The following is a 15,105-nucleotide window of genomic DNA, read 5'->3' as shown; positions in this document are numbered from 1 at the left end:
CCAATCATTAAATATCAGGGCATGCGGCAGAATTTATCTTTCTCTTAACATGTTCTCATAAAATTATTTTAAACAACACCTTTTCGGACTCAAAATAAAAATTGCACTCCCATATCAGATAAAATTCAACATTTACTTAATTTAATACCTTTATCCTTTTTAACTACATGTCATCATCTAAACATATTGCACAAAAAGTTGGTTTTATTTCCTTAGGTTGCCCAAAAGCACTGGTTGATTCCGAGCAAATTCTGACACAGTTACGGGCTGAGGGTTATGAAATATCCCCTTCGTATGAAGATGCCGATTTGGTGGTGGTGAATACCTGCGGTTTTATTGATAGTGCCGTTGAGGAATCACTGGATGCGATCGGCGAAGCGTTAGCTGAAAACGGTAAAGTCATTGTCACTGGCTGTTTGGGTGCCAAGGAGGATGGAGATGTGGTAAAAAAAGCCCATCCTCAGGTATTGGCTGTTACCGGACCCCATGCACTGCCGGAAGTCATGTCCGCAATCCATACGCATTTGCCGCAACCCCATGATCCTTATACCAGTCTGATACCGCCGCAGGGAATCCGGCTGACACCCAAACATTACGCGTATGTAAAAATTTCTGAGGGCTGCAATCATCGCTGCACGTTTTGTATCATCCCTTCAATGCGCGGTGATTTGGTAAGTCGACCAATTCATCAGGTCATGCAGGAAGCGGAACATCTGGTTAATGCTGGTGTGAAGGAATTGTTAATTATTTCTCAGGATACTAGCGCTTACGGCGTTGACGTGAAATATCGCACCGGCTTCTGGCAAGGCACACCGATTAAGACCCGGCTGACCGAGCTCGCACAGGCTTTAGGTACATTAGGGGTGTGGGTGCGATTGCATTATGTCTACCCCTATCCGCATGTGGATGATGTGATTCCACTTATGGCGGAAGGCAAAATACTGCCTTATCTGGATGTGCCATTTCAGCACGCCAATCCACGTATCCTGAAAGCCATGAAACGACCAGCCAATGCCGAGAATAATCTGGCGCGTATCCAGCAATGGCGAAAGATCTGTCCTGAGATCACATTGCGCAGTACCTTCATCGTGGGTTTCCCCGGTGAAACCGAAGCGGAATTTGAAGAATTATTAGATTTCTTGCGGGAAGCTCAACTGGATCGCGTCGGATGTTTTGCTTATTCACCGGTGGAAGGCGCGGCAGCCAATCAGTTACTCGATCCTGTACCGGAAGAGCTCAAGGAAGATCGCCGTGAACGCTTTATGCAATTGCAGGAAGAAATCAGCCGCCAGCGCTTGGCAGAAAAAATAGGTCAAAGAATGACCGTAATGATTGACGAACTGACTGAGGACGAGATGATTGCCAGAAGTAGCGCTGATGCGCCAGAAATCGATGGGCTGGTTTATGTGGAAAATGCCGTCAATGCACAACCCGGCGATTTTATTGAAGTTGAAATCACCGATTCAGATGCACATGATCTTTTTGCCACAATGATTTAGGATAAGCTCAGTTTCCAAATTTCCATCAATACCATGCAGCGCCGCTGGGATATTTTTTGCACGATTATCGATAATTTTGGCGATATCGGCGTCTGCTGGCGTTTAGCCAGACAACTGACGCATGAGCATCACCAGCTGGTGCGGTTATGGATTGACGATCTGGCCAGTTTTTCCTGGATTGCACCAGCCATTGATCCAAATCTCGAGCGCCAAATGGTATATGATATTGAAATTTGCTGCTGGCAGCAGATGTTCTCAGAAGTTGAGCCTGCAGAAGTCATCATTGAAGCGTTTGCCTGTGAATTGCCTGAGTGCTACGTGCAGGCAATGGTACAGAAGAAAAAGCAGCCGGTTTGGATTAATCTGGAATATCTCAGCGCTGAACCTTGGGTGGCTCAATATCATGCGCTGCCGTCGCCGCATCCACGCCTTCCGTTAATCAAAACATGCTTTTTCCCCGGTTTTGTGCAAGGCACCGGTGGATTGCTGCGTGAACAGGATTTGATTGCGCAAAGAAATTTCTTTGACACAGCAGCAGAACATGCATTTTTGCAACGCAAGGGCTTACTTGAGCGCAAAGCAGGTGAGATACGCGTATCATTGTTTTGTTACGATGCAGTTTCGGTCAAAGAGCTGATCCATATATTTTCAGAATTTTCCGAGCCGATTTTATTAATTGTGCCAGAGGGAAGGGTGGCTGAGCACATTGTATCGCTATTCGCTCATATATCATTGCCGACCAAGGGATTGATCAAATATCAGCAACTAACCATTCAGATCATTCCATTTATGGAACAGTCTGATTATGACCGGCTGCTTTGGAGTTGTGATATTAATTTTGTGCGCGGCGAAGATTCCTTTGTACGTGCCCAATGGGCAGCCAATCCCTTCGTCTGGAATATTTATCCGCAAACGGAAGTTGCACATTGGAAAAAACTGGATGCATTTCTTGATTTGTACACTGCCGGTATGTCAGCGGATATGGCGACTGCAGTGCGCGAGATGTGGAATAGCTGGAATGGCAGGAGCGCGATCAATAGCGCTATCTGGGTGAACTTCTTCTCTTTCCGAGAGTCTTTGAGGCAGCATAATAAGAACTGGGTCAACCAGCTCCTGAAACAAGATGACTTGGCATCCAATCTGGTGAGTTTTGCTGAAAATCGGCTATAATTCGCTGCTTTTGAATTTGATGCATCGTAAATAAAACAACATCAATTTTGTGATAACTTAATTTTGGAATTTGAACTATGAAAACCGCAATGGAACTACGCTCAGGTAACGTCGTAATGGTTGGTAATGATCCCATGGTCGTGCAACGGGCAGAATTTACCAAATCTGGCCGTAATGCATCTGTGGTTAAAATGAAGCTGAAGAATCTGTTTTCCAGCACCACGACAGAAACTGTCTACAAGGCGGATGAAAAATTCGATGTGGTGGTTCTGGATAAAAAAGAATGCACCTATAGCTATTTTTCTGATCCGCTGTATGTTTTTATGGATGCCGATTATAACCAGATCGAAGTGGAAGCCGACAATATGTCAGATGTTCTGAACTATCTAATGGACGGGATGGAAGATGTCTGTCAAGTGACTTTTTATGATGGCAAAGCGATTTCCGTTGAATTACCGAATACGATCGTACGCGAAGTTGAATACACCGAGCCTGCGGTAAGAGGGGATACCACTGGTAAAATCATGAAACCAGCCCGCCTTTCGGGAACAGGATTTGAAATTCAGGTGGCAGCTTTTGTGGAGATTGGCGATAAGATTGAAATTGATCCGCATAACCACGAGTTTAGAAAGCGGATTTGAGATTTGATACATAACCGAACTTAAAAGAGCGGTATAAGCCGACTTTTTATTTGGCTCTAGACTAACAGATTGTATCTCCTAGTCTAGAGGCCATAACAATTTAAACGATTATCTTGTTCTCGGGCTCACCGAGGACTGTGATATCCGTAGCGATATTAAGGGGGGCTTCCCAGTCAATTTGCAGAAAAAATTCGACCCCGCCTGTTATCGAATCACCAGGGTTGGGACCATGCGGCCTAACATTTTTTATCCAGATTGGTGCCTCACCACGATGTCTTATTACGCCTTCTGCCCCGAAGATGCTCCCCTCTGGGAAGATACATTCACACGCCGAGATGTGTACGACGGAGTTTGGTGTGATTACACCATTCCAATTAAAGTTGAACCATCCAGTATGAGCATTGCGCCAGAAAATGCGAATTGTTCGAGCTTCCATAGACAACCTCCAAAAAGTTCAGGTGCATTATTGAGTCAAAAAAATACATAAGCTTCAAGATCAATGTTCAAGATCGTCACCTAAAGCGAAATTGAAGCAATGGTTTAAACCAATTTTTCTTATTGCAAAACAATAATAAGGGAGAGCAAATAAGCAAACAATACTGCAAATGCATACAATTTTTATCCCTCAGCACTAGAAAAATCAAAAACAGCTATATGCTCTGACTGGTATGTCAAGAGTAAGAGATAAGAGATATATGGCATCTGATTAATTCAGAGTACCAGAGAATAGGTAAATCAATACACCGTTCGCAGCTCTCACGAGAAAGTTGTATTTCATAACTCTGCCTCGATGACGGCGACTCCTTGTGAATGGAGCCGCCGTTTGCGTGTTAGCGCTCTAACTCTTACTACGCTGTCACAGCGATTTGAGATATTCCACAAGATCTGCTTTCTGCGTCGTTGTCAGATTCAACCCGAAATGCCTGTCATAATGGTTGACCACCGCAGGGAGATCTCGTGCGCTTCCATCATGAAAATAGGGCGGATGCTGCAGGAGTCCTCGCAATGGTGTCGTTCGGTATTTCTTGTTAGCGGTTCGCATGGCGTATCTCGGGTCTGTGCCAACTTCGGACGGGTCATGCAAGAGTGGTACGTCCCGATCTGGACCGCGCCGTACGTCAGTGAAGTTCGGCGATTGATGGCAAGTGGCGCAGCCAGCTTCGTTATGGAACAGATACTTGCCTCGATGAGCAGCTGCTTGATCGAAGCTTTTCTCTGGAGCCTCTGGAGGCTGCAAGCTCAATTGATAATTAAGCAGGGCCGGTAGCTTCGGTGAGACCAGATCAGGGGTCTGCGTAATGGTGATGTTGATACGCGGATCGCTAAAGCTTCCATGGCCGCCCATCTGTCCTACGCCAACGTAGCTGTTCCAATAAGAGATGCGTCCATCTGCTGTGTATGTTTCGAAGCCGACACCCTTCAATCCGTAAATTGGTGGAATGACAACCGGCAGGGACGGACTATTGAGCGGAATGATGTTGGTACCGTCAAAGTAGTGGTGCCGCGGATCGTACATACCCGGACCCCAGCTGTTGAACTCTGCCTTCGTCGCCTCGTCCAGCGCTGGCGACAGGGCAATGATAGCACCGACGTTCAAGTCGGTATTGGCCCATCCGTCGAGCCGCTTGCCAATGCCCGGTGCGAGTGAGTTGTCAACAGAGGAGTGGCATAGCGCACAGGTTATGCCCACTTTCATGGGTTGCCCTATTTCGTTGATACTGCCCTTCACCCCGACCACTGCATTCAGGCGCAGCAGTTCCACTGTCACTGCGGGATCTGTCAGATCAACCTGACCTGCCCGAAGCGCTGCGACAATTTCCTGCGGCAAGGCCTCGACATCGACCTTGAGGCCGACAGCCAATGCAGTCGCCGGATTGACCGTTGCAATTACCTCATGCATCCGCAACACGTCGGTCCATAATTGCTCGTCGCCGAAGGTGTCGAAGCGAAAAATTGCTTGTCCATCAAGATGCTCCTGTTCGTCCTCATAGGAAACATGAGGCCTGTCAGGTAGAATAGGGTGTTTCCTGCCATGGTGCTTCTGTTCGTTATCGCCAGAGGTAGTAGCTCGCTCCTCCGCCCAACTTACCGGGGCGGTTCCTAAAATGGCAAAAACCATCGCAAGGGCAAATACAATAGCGATCCGAGTGATGATACGATTTTCCTCTAAATACTTATTACCAGATATGCTGCCTATAACCAACGCCTTCTTACTGCTATTCTTGATAAGTGGTTCAGTAGATTTCATGCAGCCTCCTCGTGTAAGTGAAATAACACCAAATAATTGAAGAGATAATTGTGGCTTAATTACATCCACCTAATCATTATTAAATAGCAGAACACAAAAAACAACGCCAAGATAATTGTGGTTATACCTTGTTATGCTATTGATCACATTTGATAATTTACCAAAAAACAGAAATGAAGAACTCCGTCCCAAGGGGATGGGATTCTCCAAAAAAACTGGAGTTAGAAAAACGCTTACTGGCCTTTCGGATCAATATGAAACATTATTGATCGCAAATTCATGGCTAGATAGTCAGCTCATCTCCGCTTTTGCGGATCAATCCTTTTTCTTCTGCTGTTCGCAATGCCTCATATCTGCAGTGTACATTCATAAATATTAGAATTCGCTGGAATTGAGTGCGAATGGTTGCGGGTGAGCGGCATAGGTATGTTGCCAGAGCTTTAGTGTTTGTGGTTTTTCTTTCAAGACATGCTTCTAGCAATGCGTGTAGCGCTGGCGGAAGTCGCTTTTCATGATTGTGATTCTCATCTCCTTTCTAAGGAAGTTGCAGGTCAGTTGCTCTCATAAAAGCAGAATTTCCTGACGATAATACAAAGACAAATACCATTAAGAGCCATCAAAATACTAAACAGCTGACAAACCTGAGAATACTCCATTTTCAAAGGCACAGGTAGAGTATAGCTACTTTATCTGAATTATTTGTGAAGTGATTTCCTTCTCAGCTTAAGTCTAATTTGAATTTGAATTGGGATTACAGAGAATTGAATGTTCTGGTGGGGAAAATTAACGCAATTTTGTTATTTTCACGGGATTGACTTTCACTTTGTTGCATTGGTTAAAAAGCTGATGCTGACTGTCATCAGCATCTTCTGATGATTAATTCGAAAATCTTCTGAATCTTAACTGGCAATGACCCGGATGTCAGGTTCGATGGTTTTTAGCATATTTTCAATCCCTCTGAGGGTGCCTGATATGGAACTGGGACAAGTGCCACATGCTCCTTGGTAATGGATGCGCAGGATGTTGCCTTCGAGTCCTAATATATGCAGATCACCGCCGTCGTGCTGCAGATAGGGACGTACTTCTTCATCCAGCATGATATTGATTTTTTCCAGGCGCAATTGATCTTCCGGACTTAAGTCAGCAAGCACATTGTTGGCAGCAGCTACCGTTTCGGCAGATTGCGCCGAGGCAGCAGGGGCTGCACGGATAGGATCGGCAATTTCGCGTGCCAGATCTTGCCAGTTGGCCTCACCATCTTGGGTGATGGTGATCCAGTGATCGATGTAAAAAACATTCGTGACGTGATCAATATCGAACAACGCAGAAGCTAGCGGGTCATCTTTAGCGGCTTCGGCATTATCGTAAGATCGCGCAATACCCCAGGTTAGAGGTTCTTTGAGGATGAATTTCAAAGCATTTTTGTTAGGGGTTCCTTCAATATCAGCAATTTTGGGCATTTTAGTTTTTATGAGTAGTTACTTTATCAAACTTAGATTATTTACTCGATACTGCTTGCGCTGGATCATTATCGGCTTCAGTCGACGCGCTGCTAATTGAATTGAGTGCAGCATGTAATGTATGCCACGGCAAAATTGCACATTTAACGCGCGTTGGGAGATCACGTATACCGGAAAAAACTGTCAACCGTCCAAGGTGATGCGGGAGATTGATATCTAGTTTACCAGTGGCTAAGTCACGAAACTCATGAATGAGTGTTTCTGCATCCAAACGGGACTTTCCTTTGACGGCAGCCGTCATCATTGAGGCGGATGCCTTGCAGATTGCGCAGGATTCACCTTGAAATGCGATGTTATTGATCTGCTCATTTTCAAGTTGCAGGGTAATATCCAGGCGGTCACCGCATAACGGATTGTGGCCTACAGCCTGATGGCTGGCGTGATCCAGTTTGCCATAATTGCGGGGTTTCCTGTTATGGTCGAGTATGACCTCCTGATATAGGGAATTGGCGTGCATTTATAGAAAAACCTTTTGGACAGTTTTAATGCCTGCTACCAAGGCATCAATTTCTGTTTTCTTATTGTAGAAGGCAAATGAGGCGCGGGAAGTGGCCGGTACATTGAAGTACTGCATCACAGGTTGTGCGCAATGATGTCCGGTGCGAACTGCAATGCCGTCCTGATTCAGGATGGTACCGATATCATGCGGATGAATGCCATCGATGGCAAAGGAAATGACAGCCGTTTTTGCTGCAGCCGTACCGATGATCTTAACACCCGACATTTCACTGAGGCGTTCAGTTGCATAAGCCAGTAAGCTGGATTCATATGCAGCAATACTTTCGATGCCAATGGCCGTCAAGTAATCAATGGCAGCGCCAAAACCAATCGCAGCGGCAATAGGTGGCGTGCCGGCTTCAAATTTATGCGGAATGGTGTTGTAGATTGTTTTCTCAAATGTGACGGAAGCAATCATGTCGCCACCCCCTTTGAAGGGTTGCATTGATTCAAGTAAAGCCGCCTTGCCGTAAAGAATGCCCACACCGGTTGGACCGCAGAGTTTATGCGCAGAGAAAGCATAAAAATCGCAATCGAGCGCTTGCACATCAACGGTAAGATGAGGTGCTGCCTGTGCGCCATCAATCAGAACAGGGACTCCGTGTTGATGTGCGAAATCAATCATTCTCTTGATGGGATTGATGGTGCCCAGCGCATTGGATACATGAATTAAGCCAACAAACTTGGTGCGCTCGTTAAACAGTTTTTCATATTCATCAACTTCCAGTTCGCCCTTGTCATTGATCGGAACGACACGGATTTTTGCATCTTTCTCATTGGCCAGCATCTGCCACGGCACGATATTGGAATGATGTTCCAAAGTGGTCAGGATGATTTCATCGCCAGTTTTGATAAATTTGCGTCCATAACCGTGCATGACCAGATTGATGGAATCGGTTGTGCCGCTGGTAAAGATAATTTCCCGGTCTTCCCGTGCATTGATGAATTGTTGCAATTTGCAGCGTGCATTGTGATATTCGGTCGTGGCAACTTCGGATAAGTAATGAACGGCGCGATTAATATTCGCATGCTGCGTAGTCTGATATTGCACCAGGCGGTCAATGACTTGCTGCGGCATTTGGCTGGACGCAGCATTGTCAAGATAGACAAGTGGTTTACCGTCGATCTTGAGGTTAAGAATAGGGAAGTCGGCACGAATTCTTTCCCAATCGAGACCGGAAGAAATTTCAGACTTCAGAGAAACATGAGCTGGATTCATAATTATTTACTTTGAGTCTGATTAAGAACGGTTTGTTCCAATTGCCGCTTAAGCGAAGTGACAGGGATACGGCTGATAATTTCTGCACCAAATGCGTAAGTGAGTAGATTCCGTGCAGCCATCTCTGATAAGCCACGGCTTTCCAGATAAAAAATTTCTTCTGGATCCAGTTGCCCAACCGTAGCACCATGTGCGCATTTGACATCATCAGCAAAAATTTCCAGTTGCGGTTTGGTATCTATCTGTGCTGCTCTGCTGAGTAGCAGGTTACGACTGGATTGCGATGAGTTAGTGCGCTGCGCATGAGGACGCACAATGATTTTTCCATTAAACACGGCATGGGCTGCATCATCGACAATACATTTATGTTGCTGATGGCTGGTGCCATTCGGCTTAAGATGGTCGATACAAGTATGTGTATCCGCCAGTTGACGATCTGAAATCAGAGTGAGTCCATCAATGACGCATTCTGCAGCTTCATCAGTTAACCGAACATCCAGGTTATAGCGGGAAATCTGCGATCCCAATGAAATGCTGACAGACTGATAATTGCTCGCATGTGCCAATGACACTGCGCAATTTGCCAGATGAAAAGCCTGCGTGCTTTCACGCTGGATTCGAATGTGACTGGCGTGCGCACTGGCGGCCAGGCTGATTTCCGTCACTGAATTGGTGATATAGGCTGCTTGCTGAAGGGCTACATAATCTTCAATAATGGTTACCTGACTGCCGGTTTCACCGATCAATAAGCAGCGCGGATAGCTGGTGACTTCATTTTGTGTGGCGATAAACAGCAGGTGAATGGGCTCAGCGATAAGAATGTTCTTTGGAACATGTATCAATGCGCCATCACGTAGGAATGCGGTATTCAATGCAGTAAATACATTGTCGTCAAATTGAGCATATTGCCCCAGGTGAGATTGCAGAATCGATCCTTCTGCTGATAAGAACTCGGGCAAGTTGCCAATCACAAGTGCTTTGTCGTCCGTAATCGTCGACAATTGCGGGGAATAATGGCCATCAATAAACACTAGGCGATTCTTTGCTTCATCCAGGAATAAGTGCTCAATATCATGCAATTGCAGATCGTATTGCGGCTGTGACGACTGATAAGGCAGACGGGCTAATGGAGAAATATCTGTAAAGCGCCATTCTTCATCACGCCGAGTTGGTAGTTTTTGCGTACTCACACGGTCAATGGCTTGAGCGCGTAATTGGTTCAACCAAGACTGCGATTCGGCTGATTTTACCGACCATGATTTAAGCAGGCATTGGAGATAATCAGTATTGACTATTTCACTCATGCAGTAACCCCGGCAACGGATTGCTTGTTTGTATTGATCCAGTCATAACCCCGTGTTTCCAATTCTAGTGCCAATTCCTTGCCGCCCGTCATAACGATGCGTCCTGCCTGCATGACATGCACAAAATCAGGTACGATATAATTCAGCAAGCGTTGATAATGAGTGACTAGAATTGTTGCATTGTTTTTATTGGCGAGCTGATTGACGCCATTGGCAACAATTTTAAGTGCATCAATATCCAATCCCGAATCCGTTTCATCCAGAATGCTCAGCCTAGGTTCCAGTAAGGCCATCTGTAAAATTTCATTGCGTTTTTTTTCACCGCCAGAAAACCCTTCATTAACGCTACGTTCCAGGAAATCAGGTTTCATTTCCAGTAGTTTCATTTTCTCGCGCACAAAGTCATCAAATTCTAGAGGATCCAACTCTTCTTTGCCGCGCTGTGCTTGTACGGTATTGTAAGCGAGTCGAAGAAATTGCGTATTAGCCACGCCAGGGATTTCAATGGGATATTGGAAAGCCAAAAATAACCCGGCACGAGCGCGTTCTTCAGGGGGTAATTCCAATAAGTTTTTACCTTCAAATTGAACAGATCCACCGGTGACTTCATAAGCCGAATGGCCAGCTAATACTTTGGCAAAAGTGCTTTTGCCTGATCCATTTAAGCCCATGATGGCATGTATTTCTCCACTTTTCACTGTGAGATCAATGCCTTTCAAAATTTCGGTGCCATTGATGCTGGCACGCAGTCCTTGAACAGAAAGAATGGTTGTACTATTTTTATCAATCATCCAACACTTCCCTCCAGCTTGAAACTCAAAAGTTTCGTGGCTTCAACAGCAAATTCCATCGGTAATTGCTGAAACACATCTTTACAAAATCCATTGATAATCATCGAAACTGCTTCTTCTGCATCAATGCCGCGCTGGGAGAAATAAAAAAGCTGATCTTCGCCAATTTTAGAAGTAGATGCTTCGTGCTCAACTTTTGCACTGTTATTTTGCACTTGAATATACGGAAACGTATGTGCACCGCATTGATCACCGATCAGCATGGAATCGCATTGCGAGTAGTTTCTCGCACCCTCTGCAGTTGGAGCGATGCGTACAAGGCCACGATAGCTGCTATTCGAATGTCCTGCAGAAATACCTTTACTGACGATAGTGCTACGCGTATTTTTCCCCAGATGAATCATTTTTGTGCCGGTATCAGCCTGCTGATAATTATTGGTAACAGCAACTGAATAAAATTCTCCGACAGAATTATCTCCGCGCAGAATGCAGGATGGGTATTTCCAGGTAATTGCAGAGCCAGTTTCCACTTGTGTCCAGGAGATTCTGGAGTTAACGCCTTTTGCTAACCCTCGTTTAGTGACAAAATTATATATGCCGCCAACGCCATTCTCATCACCGGCATACCAGTTCTGGACAGTTGAATATTTAATTTCCGCATTATCTAAAGCGATCAGCTCAACAACGGCTGCGTGCAATTGATTAGTATCAAATCGGGGTGCGGTACAACCTTCCAGATAGGAAACGGATGCCCCTTCTTCAGCAATAATCAGAGTCCGTTCAAATTGCCCGGATCCTTCCGTATTGATGCGGAAATAGGTGGATAGATCCATAGGACATTTCACACCCTTCGGAATGAAACAGAAGGAGCCATCGGTAAATACAGCAGAGTTCAAAGCTGCAAAGTAATTATCACCGACTGGAACAACAGATCCTAAATATTTCTGTATGAGTTCGGGGTGTGCTTGTACCGCTTCTGAAATGGAACAGAAAATAATACCCACTTCAGCAAGTTTTTGCTTGTAAGTGGTCGCCACTGAAACACTGTCAAAGATAACATCGACAGCCACACCGGCGAGTGCCGCGCGTTCGTGCATAGGCACGCCGAGCTTCTCAAATGTACGTAATAGTTCAGGATCGACTTCATCCATACTGGCTAATTTCTTCTTTGGTTTCGGTGCTGAATAATAGCTGATTTCCTGAAAATCAATTTTCGGATATTGAACGTTCTGCCATTTTGGTTCAGTCATTGTCAGCCATTTCTGATAGGCTTTTAAGCGAAATGACAACAACCATTCGGGTTCATTTTTCTTTGCCGAGATTAGTCGGATGATTTCTTCATTCAGTCCTTTAGGTGCAATGTCGGACTCAATTTCAGTAACGAAGCCATGTTTATATGGTTGGTTAACCAGGCTTTGCAATACTGCGCTCATTGTTTGTTCCTTTTAATATCTTTAGTTTGAAGCAGATATTTTAACCTGCCCCACAGTCAGATTACCCAAAAAATTAAAAAGGTTGTAATCGAAGCTGTTATTAGTTAAATCTTCTCTTTTACGCTGAAACTATCTCCACAACCACATGTGTTATCAATATTAGGATTGATAAACTTGAAAGAACTGTTGAGACCTTCCTTCGTAAAATCAATTTGAGATCCATTCAGATAAGGTAGGCTGTCTGCATCTACAACAATTTTGGTTTTATGCGATTCAAATAACTGATCATCAGATTTAACTTCATCAGCATAATCAAAAGTATATGAGAATCCTGAGCAGCCTGATTTCTTAATTCCGACTCGGAACGCAAGCCCCTTACCCCGCTTGGCAAGCTGTTGCTGAATATGTTTTGCGGCGTTTTCAGTTAATGTAATTGACATGGTACTCACTAAAACAAATCTATTAATTTCTTTCGTACAATCTAGAAATGCTTATCTACAATTCAATGTATAAGCCTGTTTGACAGCAGGCTTAATAAAATTGTTCTGTAATCACATAGATGCCTGATTTACGCCATACTGGTTTTGCGCATATCAATCAACGGTATAATTTCAGCATGCTGTTGATTCTTCTGGTTATCAACCAGTTCTTTCAGTGTTACCGCGCCCAGATATTCAAAAATTAAGTCATTTAATTTTGCCCATAAATCATGAGTCATACATTTGCTATCGTTATGGCAGTTTTCTTTGCCACCACATTGTGTTGCATCAATTGGCTCATCAACAGCAAGAATAATGTCAGCAATAGATACTTTATCCAAATCTTTAGCAAGACAATAACCACCACCAGGGCCACGTACACTATCAACGAGTTCGGATTGGCGTAGTTTTGCAAATAATTGTTCTAAATAAGATAGCGAAATCTTTTGCCGCTGGCTGATATCCGCTAAAGTTACCGGATGGCTAGTTTGTTGCAAAGCAAGATCAAGTAGGGCGGTTACTGCAAATCTACCTTTTGTTGTTAATCGCATAGTCAATTCCTTCTAAAAATCGGACAAAATAAATATAAAAGCTAATAGTTAAACTGAAAATACCTGATTGATTTAGTCAACTATACAATACCTGATTGATTTAGTCAACTAATAGAATTGAGTCGCTAATAATGATAAATAAGTGTTTGATTATAATTAAAAAAATTTGAACACCCTAAAAAAATTCCGCTGTGGCATTGGCAGAATTTCTACATGACAGTTTTTAGGTTTTTGTGAAGCAGAAAAGTAAAACTTAGGACTCCTGCACAACTTCTCCCATTAGCCAAACAAACAACTAAAATAGCGTTAAGCAAAAGACAGTTGGAGCGAGAAGATGCAGATGAGTTTTGGGTCGATAGAATTGGCGCAATGCCTGAGGCAAGACAGCTCTTAGAACCTATTTGCAAAACTAATAACGTCGTCGCAGAAGCAATTGAACGAAGGCAATTTGAATCCACACTTCCAAAGATGCAGGCAAGATTTCATGATCTTTACATAAACGTCGGGAATGATTGAGCCAGGCAAAGCTGCGTTCAACGACCCAACGTTTTATTAAAACTCTGAACGTATGAGCTTCATTTCATTTGATCACCCGCAACAACCACTTAAACATAGCCATTCCCCAAATCAGAAGCTTTCCGCTGTAACCACCATCAACAAAAATCGTTTGAATCCCGGCTAATGTGCTATGCAACCGAATCAGTACAGCCCTGATACCAACCCGATCTTGAATGCCTGCCGAATGCACCACACCGCCAATAGCAAACCCAGTGTATCTACCGCAATGTGGCGTTTGCGTCCTTTAATTTCCCTGCCGCATCATAGCCGCGCTGCCCCCTTTTAAGGTCGTTTTAACCGACTGAGAGTCAATAATGCCAACCTTCGGTGTCGGTTTTTTACCAACCTGCAATCGTTCTTCTTCACGCAGGCTTGCAGAACACTCACATACTCCGGCTAGCTGCCAACGTCTAAAACAAGCATATACCTGATTCCAATGCCCAAAATCCTTGGATAATTGACGCCACTGACAACCTGTCTTTAGCACATACAAGATCGCATCACTTCTCGCCGTACGTCTTGTTTAGGTGGACGCCCACCCATAGGCCCCAAGCTATTCCTTGTTATCAATAGCGTTTGGCGCCGCTCCCATTGAGGTTTAGTTAGATCTGTTGGGTACAATTTTCTTTCTATGTGAAATAATAAAATATCCATCTTTCTATAATTACTTGAGTTTTGCAAACAAATTTTTAGTGAAGATTGATGCGCTGATTGGTTGGAAGAAGTTACAGCCAAGTCTTAGAGTCTGTTTTAAAAATTGACATACCGAGCGATCCTGCGAGACATGAGTTTGATCATAGCTGTGAAAATGAAGGCCACGGTGGTTCTGGCGTGTTTTTCAAAGTCCCTTGCAAGTCTGCGGTTGATGCCGCAGCCATGCGGAAGTTCGTTCTACAACCCATCATTTCGGTAACATGATAAAGCCCTGAGCAGCATTGGTTGGAACGCTTAACGATTTCAAGCGGGCGCGGCCTGTTTTCCTGGGCTATTGGCCCTGCATATCTGCCATCGGCCATGATTTTTTCGATGAACGGAAACCGTGCTGTAATTTTTCCAGCATCAAAGCCGTACCGTCGCGGTCTTGTATTCCTGCAAAAATGCATCTCGGCCTTGAGCACTAAATATCGACGACGATATGGCGCTTGCGTCCCTTCACGCTCTTGCCGGCGTCAGAGCCAACGTCGCCGCGCGCAT

15 protein-coding genes and 1 pseudogene are annotated in these 15,105 nt (G+C 44.5%); 3 read left to right on the top strand and 13 right to left on the bottom strand.

What is annotated here, in order from left to right:
- Positions 1–167 precede the first annotated feature (167 nt).
- From rimO to efp, 3 genes are all read left to right on the top strand, one after another.
- On the top strand, positions 168–1,499 hold the full coding sequence (gene rimO / locus BM021_RS07915) for a 30S ribosomal protein S12 methylthiotransferase RimO (RefSeq protein ID WP_090720500.1): 1,332 nt from the start codon (positions 168–170) through the stop codon (positions 1,497–1,499).
- 33 nt (positions 1,500–1,532) lie between these two features.
- Positions 1,533–2,669 (top strand): elongation factor P maturation arginine rhamnosyltransferase EarP, encoded by a 1,137-nt coding sequence (gene earP / locus BM021_RS07910; protein WP_090720499.1) that lies wholly within the window; start codon positions 1,533–1,535, stop codon positions 2,667–2,669.
- A gap of 77 nt (positions 2,670–2,746) precedes the next feature.
- Complete coding sequence (gene efp, locus BM021_RS07905; protein ID WP_090720498.1) at positions 2,747–3,310, top strand: elongation factor P; 564 nt, start codon at positions 2,747–2,749, stop codon at positions 3,308–3,310.
- 100 nt (positions 3,311–3,410) lie between these two features.
- On the opposite strand, the gene BM021_RS07900 is transcribed toward efp, so the two are convergent.
- From BM021_RS07900 to BM021_RS07835, 13 genes and pseudogenes are all read right to left on the bottom strand, one after another.
- On the bottom strand, positions 3,411–3,746 hold the full coding sequence (locus BM021_RS07900; RefSeq protein WP_090720497.1) for a hypothetical protein: 336 nt from the start codon (positions 3,744–3,746) through the stop codon (positions 3,411–3,413).
- Between the two features lie 420 nt (positions 3,747–4,166).
- Entirely contained in the window at positions 4,167–5,558 is a 1,392-nt protein-coding gene (locus BM021_RS07895; RefSeq protein ID WP_090720496.1) for a c-type cytochrome, read from the bottom strand.
- A gap of 899 nt (positions 5,559–6,457) precedes the next feature.
- A complete protein-coding gene (locus tag BM021_RS07885) occupies positions 6,458–7,018 on the bottom strand; it encodes a NifU family protein (RefSeq protein ID WP_090720494.1) in 561 nt (186 codons plus the stop codon).
- A gap of 37 nt (positions 7,019–7,055) precedes the next feature.
- Positions 7,056–7,535: a Fe-S cluster assembly sulfur transfer protein SufU gene (gene sufU / locus BM021_RS07880; RefSeq protein WP_090720493.1), complete on the bottom strand. Its 480-nt coding sequence runs from the start codon at positions 7,533–7,535 to the stop codon at positions 7,056–7,058.
- Positions 7,536–8,795, bottom strand: a complete 1,260-nt coding sequence (locus BM021_RS07875; protein ID WP_090720492.1) for a cysteine desulfurase — start codon at positions 8,793–8,795, stop codon at positions 7,536–7,538. It abuts the gene before it with no gap.
- A 2-nt stretch (positions 8,796–8,797) separates the two neighbouring features.
- Entirely contained in the window at positions 8,798–10,099 is a 1,302-nt protein-coding gene (sufD, locus tag BM021_RS07870; protein ID WP_090720491.1) for a Fe-S cluster assembly protein SufD, read from the bottom strand.
- Complete coding sequence (gene sufC, locus BM021_RS07865; RefSeq protein WP_090720490.1) at positions 10,096–10,890, bottom strand: Fe-S cluster assembly ATPase SufC; 795 nt, start codon at positions 10,888–10,890, stop codon at positions 10,096–10,098. The genes sufD and sufC overlap by 4 nt, the downstream gene beginning before the upstream one ends.
- On the bottom strand, positions 10,887–12,323 hold the full coding sequence (gene sufB / locus BM021_RS07860; RefSeq protein WP_090720489.1) for a Fe-S cluster assembly protein SufB: 1,437 nt from the start codon (positions 12,321–12,323) through the stop codon (positions 10,887–10,889). The genes sufC and sufB overlap by 4 nt, the downstream gene beginning before the upstream one ends.
- A gap of 104 nt (positions 12,324–12,427) precedes the next feature.
- Positions 12,428–12,763 (bottom strand): HesB/IscA family protein, encoded by a 336-nt coding sequence (locus tag BM021_RS07855; RefSeq protein WP_090720488.1) that lies wholly within the window; start codon positions 12,761–12,763, stop codon positions 12,428–12,430.
- A gap of 128 nt (positions 12,764–12,891) precedes the next feature.
- Positions 12,892–13,353, bottom strand: coding sequence for a Fe-S cluster assembly transcriptional regulator IscR (gene iscR / locus BM021_RS07850; protein ID WP_090720487.1), 462 nt, complete (start codon positions 13,351–13,353; stop codon positions 12,892–12,894).
- A gap of 409 nt (positions 13,354–13,762) precedes the next feature.
- Positions 13,763–13,915 (bottom strand): annotated as a pseudogene (locus tag BM021_RS16595) (transposase); the annotation flags it as partial.
- Positions 13,916–14,155: 240 nt separating this feature from the next.
- Entirely contained in the window at positions 14,156–14,404 is a 249-nt protein-coding gene (locus BM021_RS07840; protein ID WP_177186331.1) for a transposase, read from the bottom strand.
- 301 nt (positions 14,405–14,705) lie between these two features.
- Complete coding sequence (locus BM021_RS07835; RefSeq protein WP_090720485.1) at positions 14,706–15,014, bottom strand: hypothetical protein; 309 nt, start codon at positions 15,012–15,014, stop codon at positions 14,706–14,708.
- Between the last annotated feature and the right edge of the window lie 91 nt (positions 15,015–15,105).

The organism is Nitrosomonas sp. Nm166, from assembly GCF_900112825.1.
Taxonomy (GTDB): Bacteria; Pseudomonadota; Gammaproteobacteria; order Burkholderiales; family Nitrosomonadaceae; genus Nitrosomonas.
The sequence above is the reverse complement of the archived record's forward strand: the minus strand, read 5'-3'. Positions and strand labels throughout refer to the sequence as shown.

What these genes read in the sequence shown, in the direction of transcription:
- iscR (WP_090720487.1), bottom strand. Translation starts at nt 13,353, where the DNA reads ATGCGATTAACAACAAAAGGTAGATTTGCAGTAACCGCCCTACTTGAT.
- earP (WP_090720499.1), top strand. Translation starts at nt 1,533, where the DNA reads ATGCAGCGCCGCTGGGATATTTTTTGCACGATTATCGATAATTTTGGC.
- BM021_RS07895 (WP_090720496.1), bottom strand. Translation starts at nt 5,558, where the DNA reads ATGAAATCTACTGAACCACTTATCAAGAATAGCAGTAAGAAGGCGTTG.
- sufB (WP_090720489.1), bottom strand. Translation starts at nt 12,323, where the DNA reads ATGAGCGCAGTATTGCAAAGCCTGGTTAACCAACCATATAAACATGGC.
- BM021_RS07900 (WP_090720497.1), bottom strand. Translation starts at nt 3,746, where the DNA reads ATGGAAGCTCGAACAATTCGCATTTTCTGGCGCAATGCTCATACTGGA.
- sufD (WP_090720491.1), bottom strand. Translation starts at nt 10,099, where the DNA reads ATGAGTGAAATAGTCAATACTGATTATCTCCAATGCCTGCTTAAATCA.
- BM021_RS07855 (WP_090720488.1), bottom strand. Translation starts at nt 12,763, where the DNA reads ATGTCAATTACATTAACTGAAAACGCCGCAAAACATATTCAGCAACAG.
- efp (WP_090720498.1), top strand. Translation starts at nt 2,747, where the DNA reads ATGAAAACCGCAATGGAACTACGCTCAGGTAACGTCGTAATGGTTGGT.
- sufC (WP_090720490.1), bottom strand. Translation starts at nt 10,890, where the DNA reads ATGATTGATAAAAATAGTACAACCATTCTTTCTGTTCAAGGACTGCGT.
- sufU (WP_090720493.1), bottom strand. Translation starts at nt 7,535, where the DNA reads ATGCACGCCAATTCCCTATATCAGGAGGTCATACTCGACCATAACAGG.
- BM021_RS07885 (WP_090720494.1), bottom strand. Translation starts at nt 7,018, where the DNA reads ATGCCCAAAATTGCTGATATTGAAGGAACCCCTAACAAAAATGCTTTG.
- BM021_RS07835 (WP_090720485.1), bottom strand. Translation starts at nt 15,014, where the DNA reads ATGCATTTTTGCAGGAATACAAGACCGCGACGGTACGGCTTTGATGCT.
- BM021_RS07875 (WP_090720492.1), bottom strand. Translation starts at nt 8,795, where the DNA reads ATGAATCCAGCTCATGTTTCTCTGAAGTCTGAAATTTCTTCCGGTCTC.
- rimO (WP_090720500.1), top strand. Translation starts at nt 168, where the DNA reads ATGTCATCATCTAAACATATTGCACAAAAAGTTGGTTTTATTTCCTTA.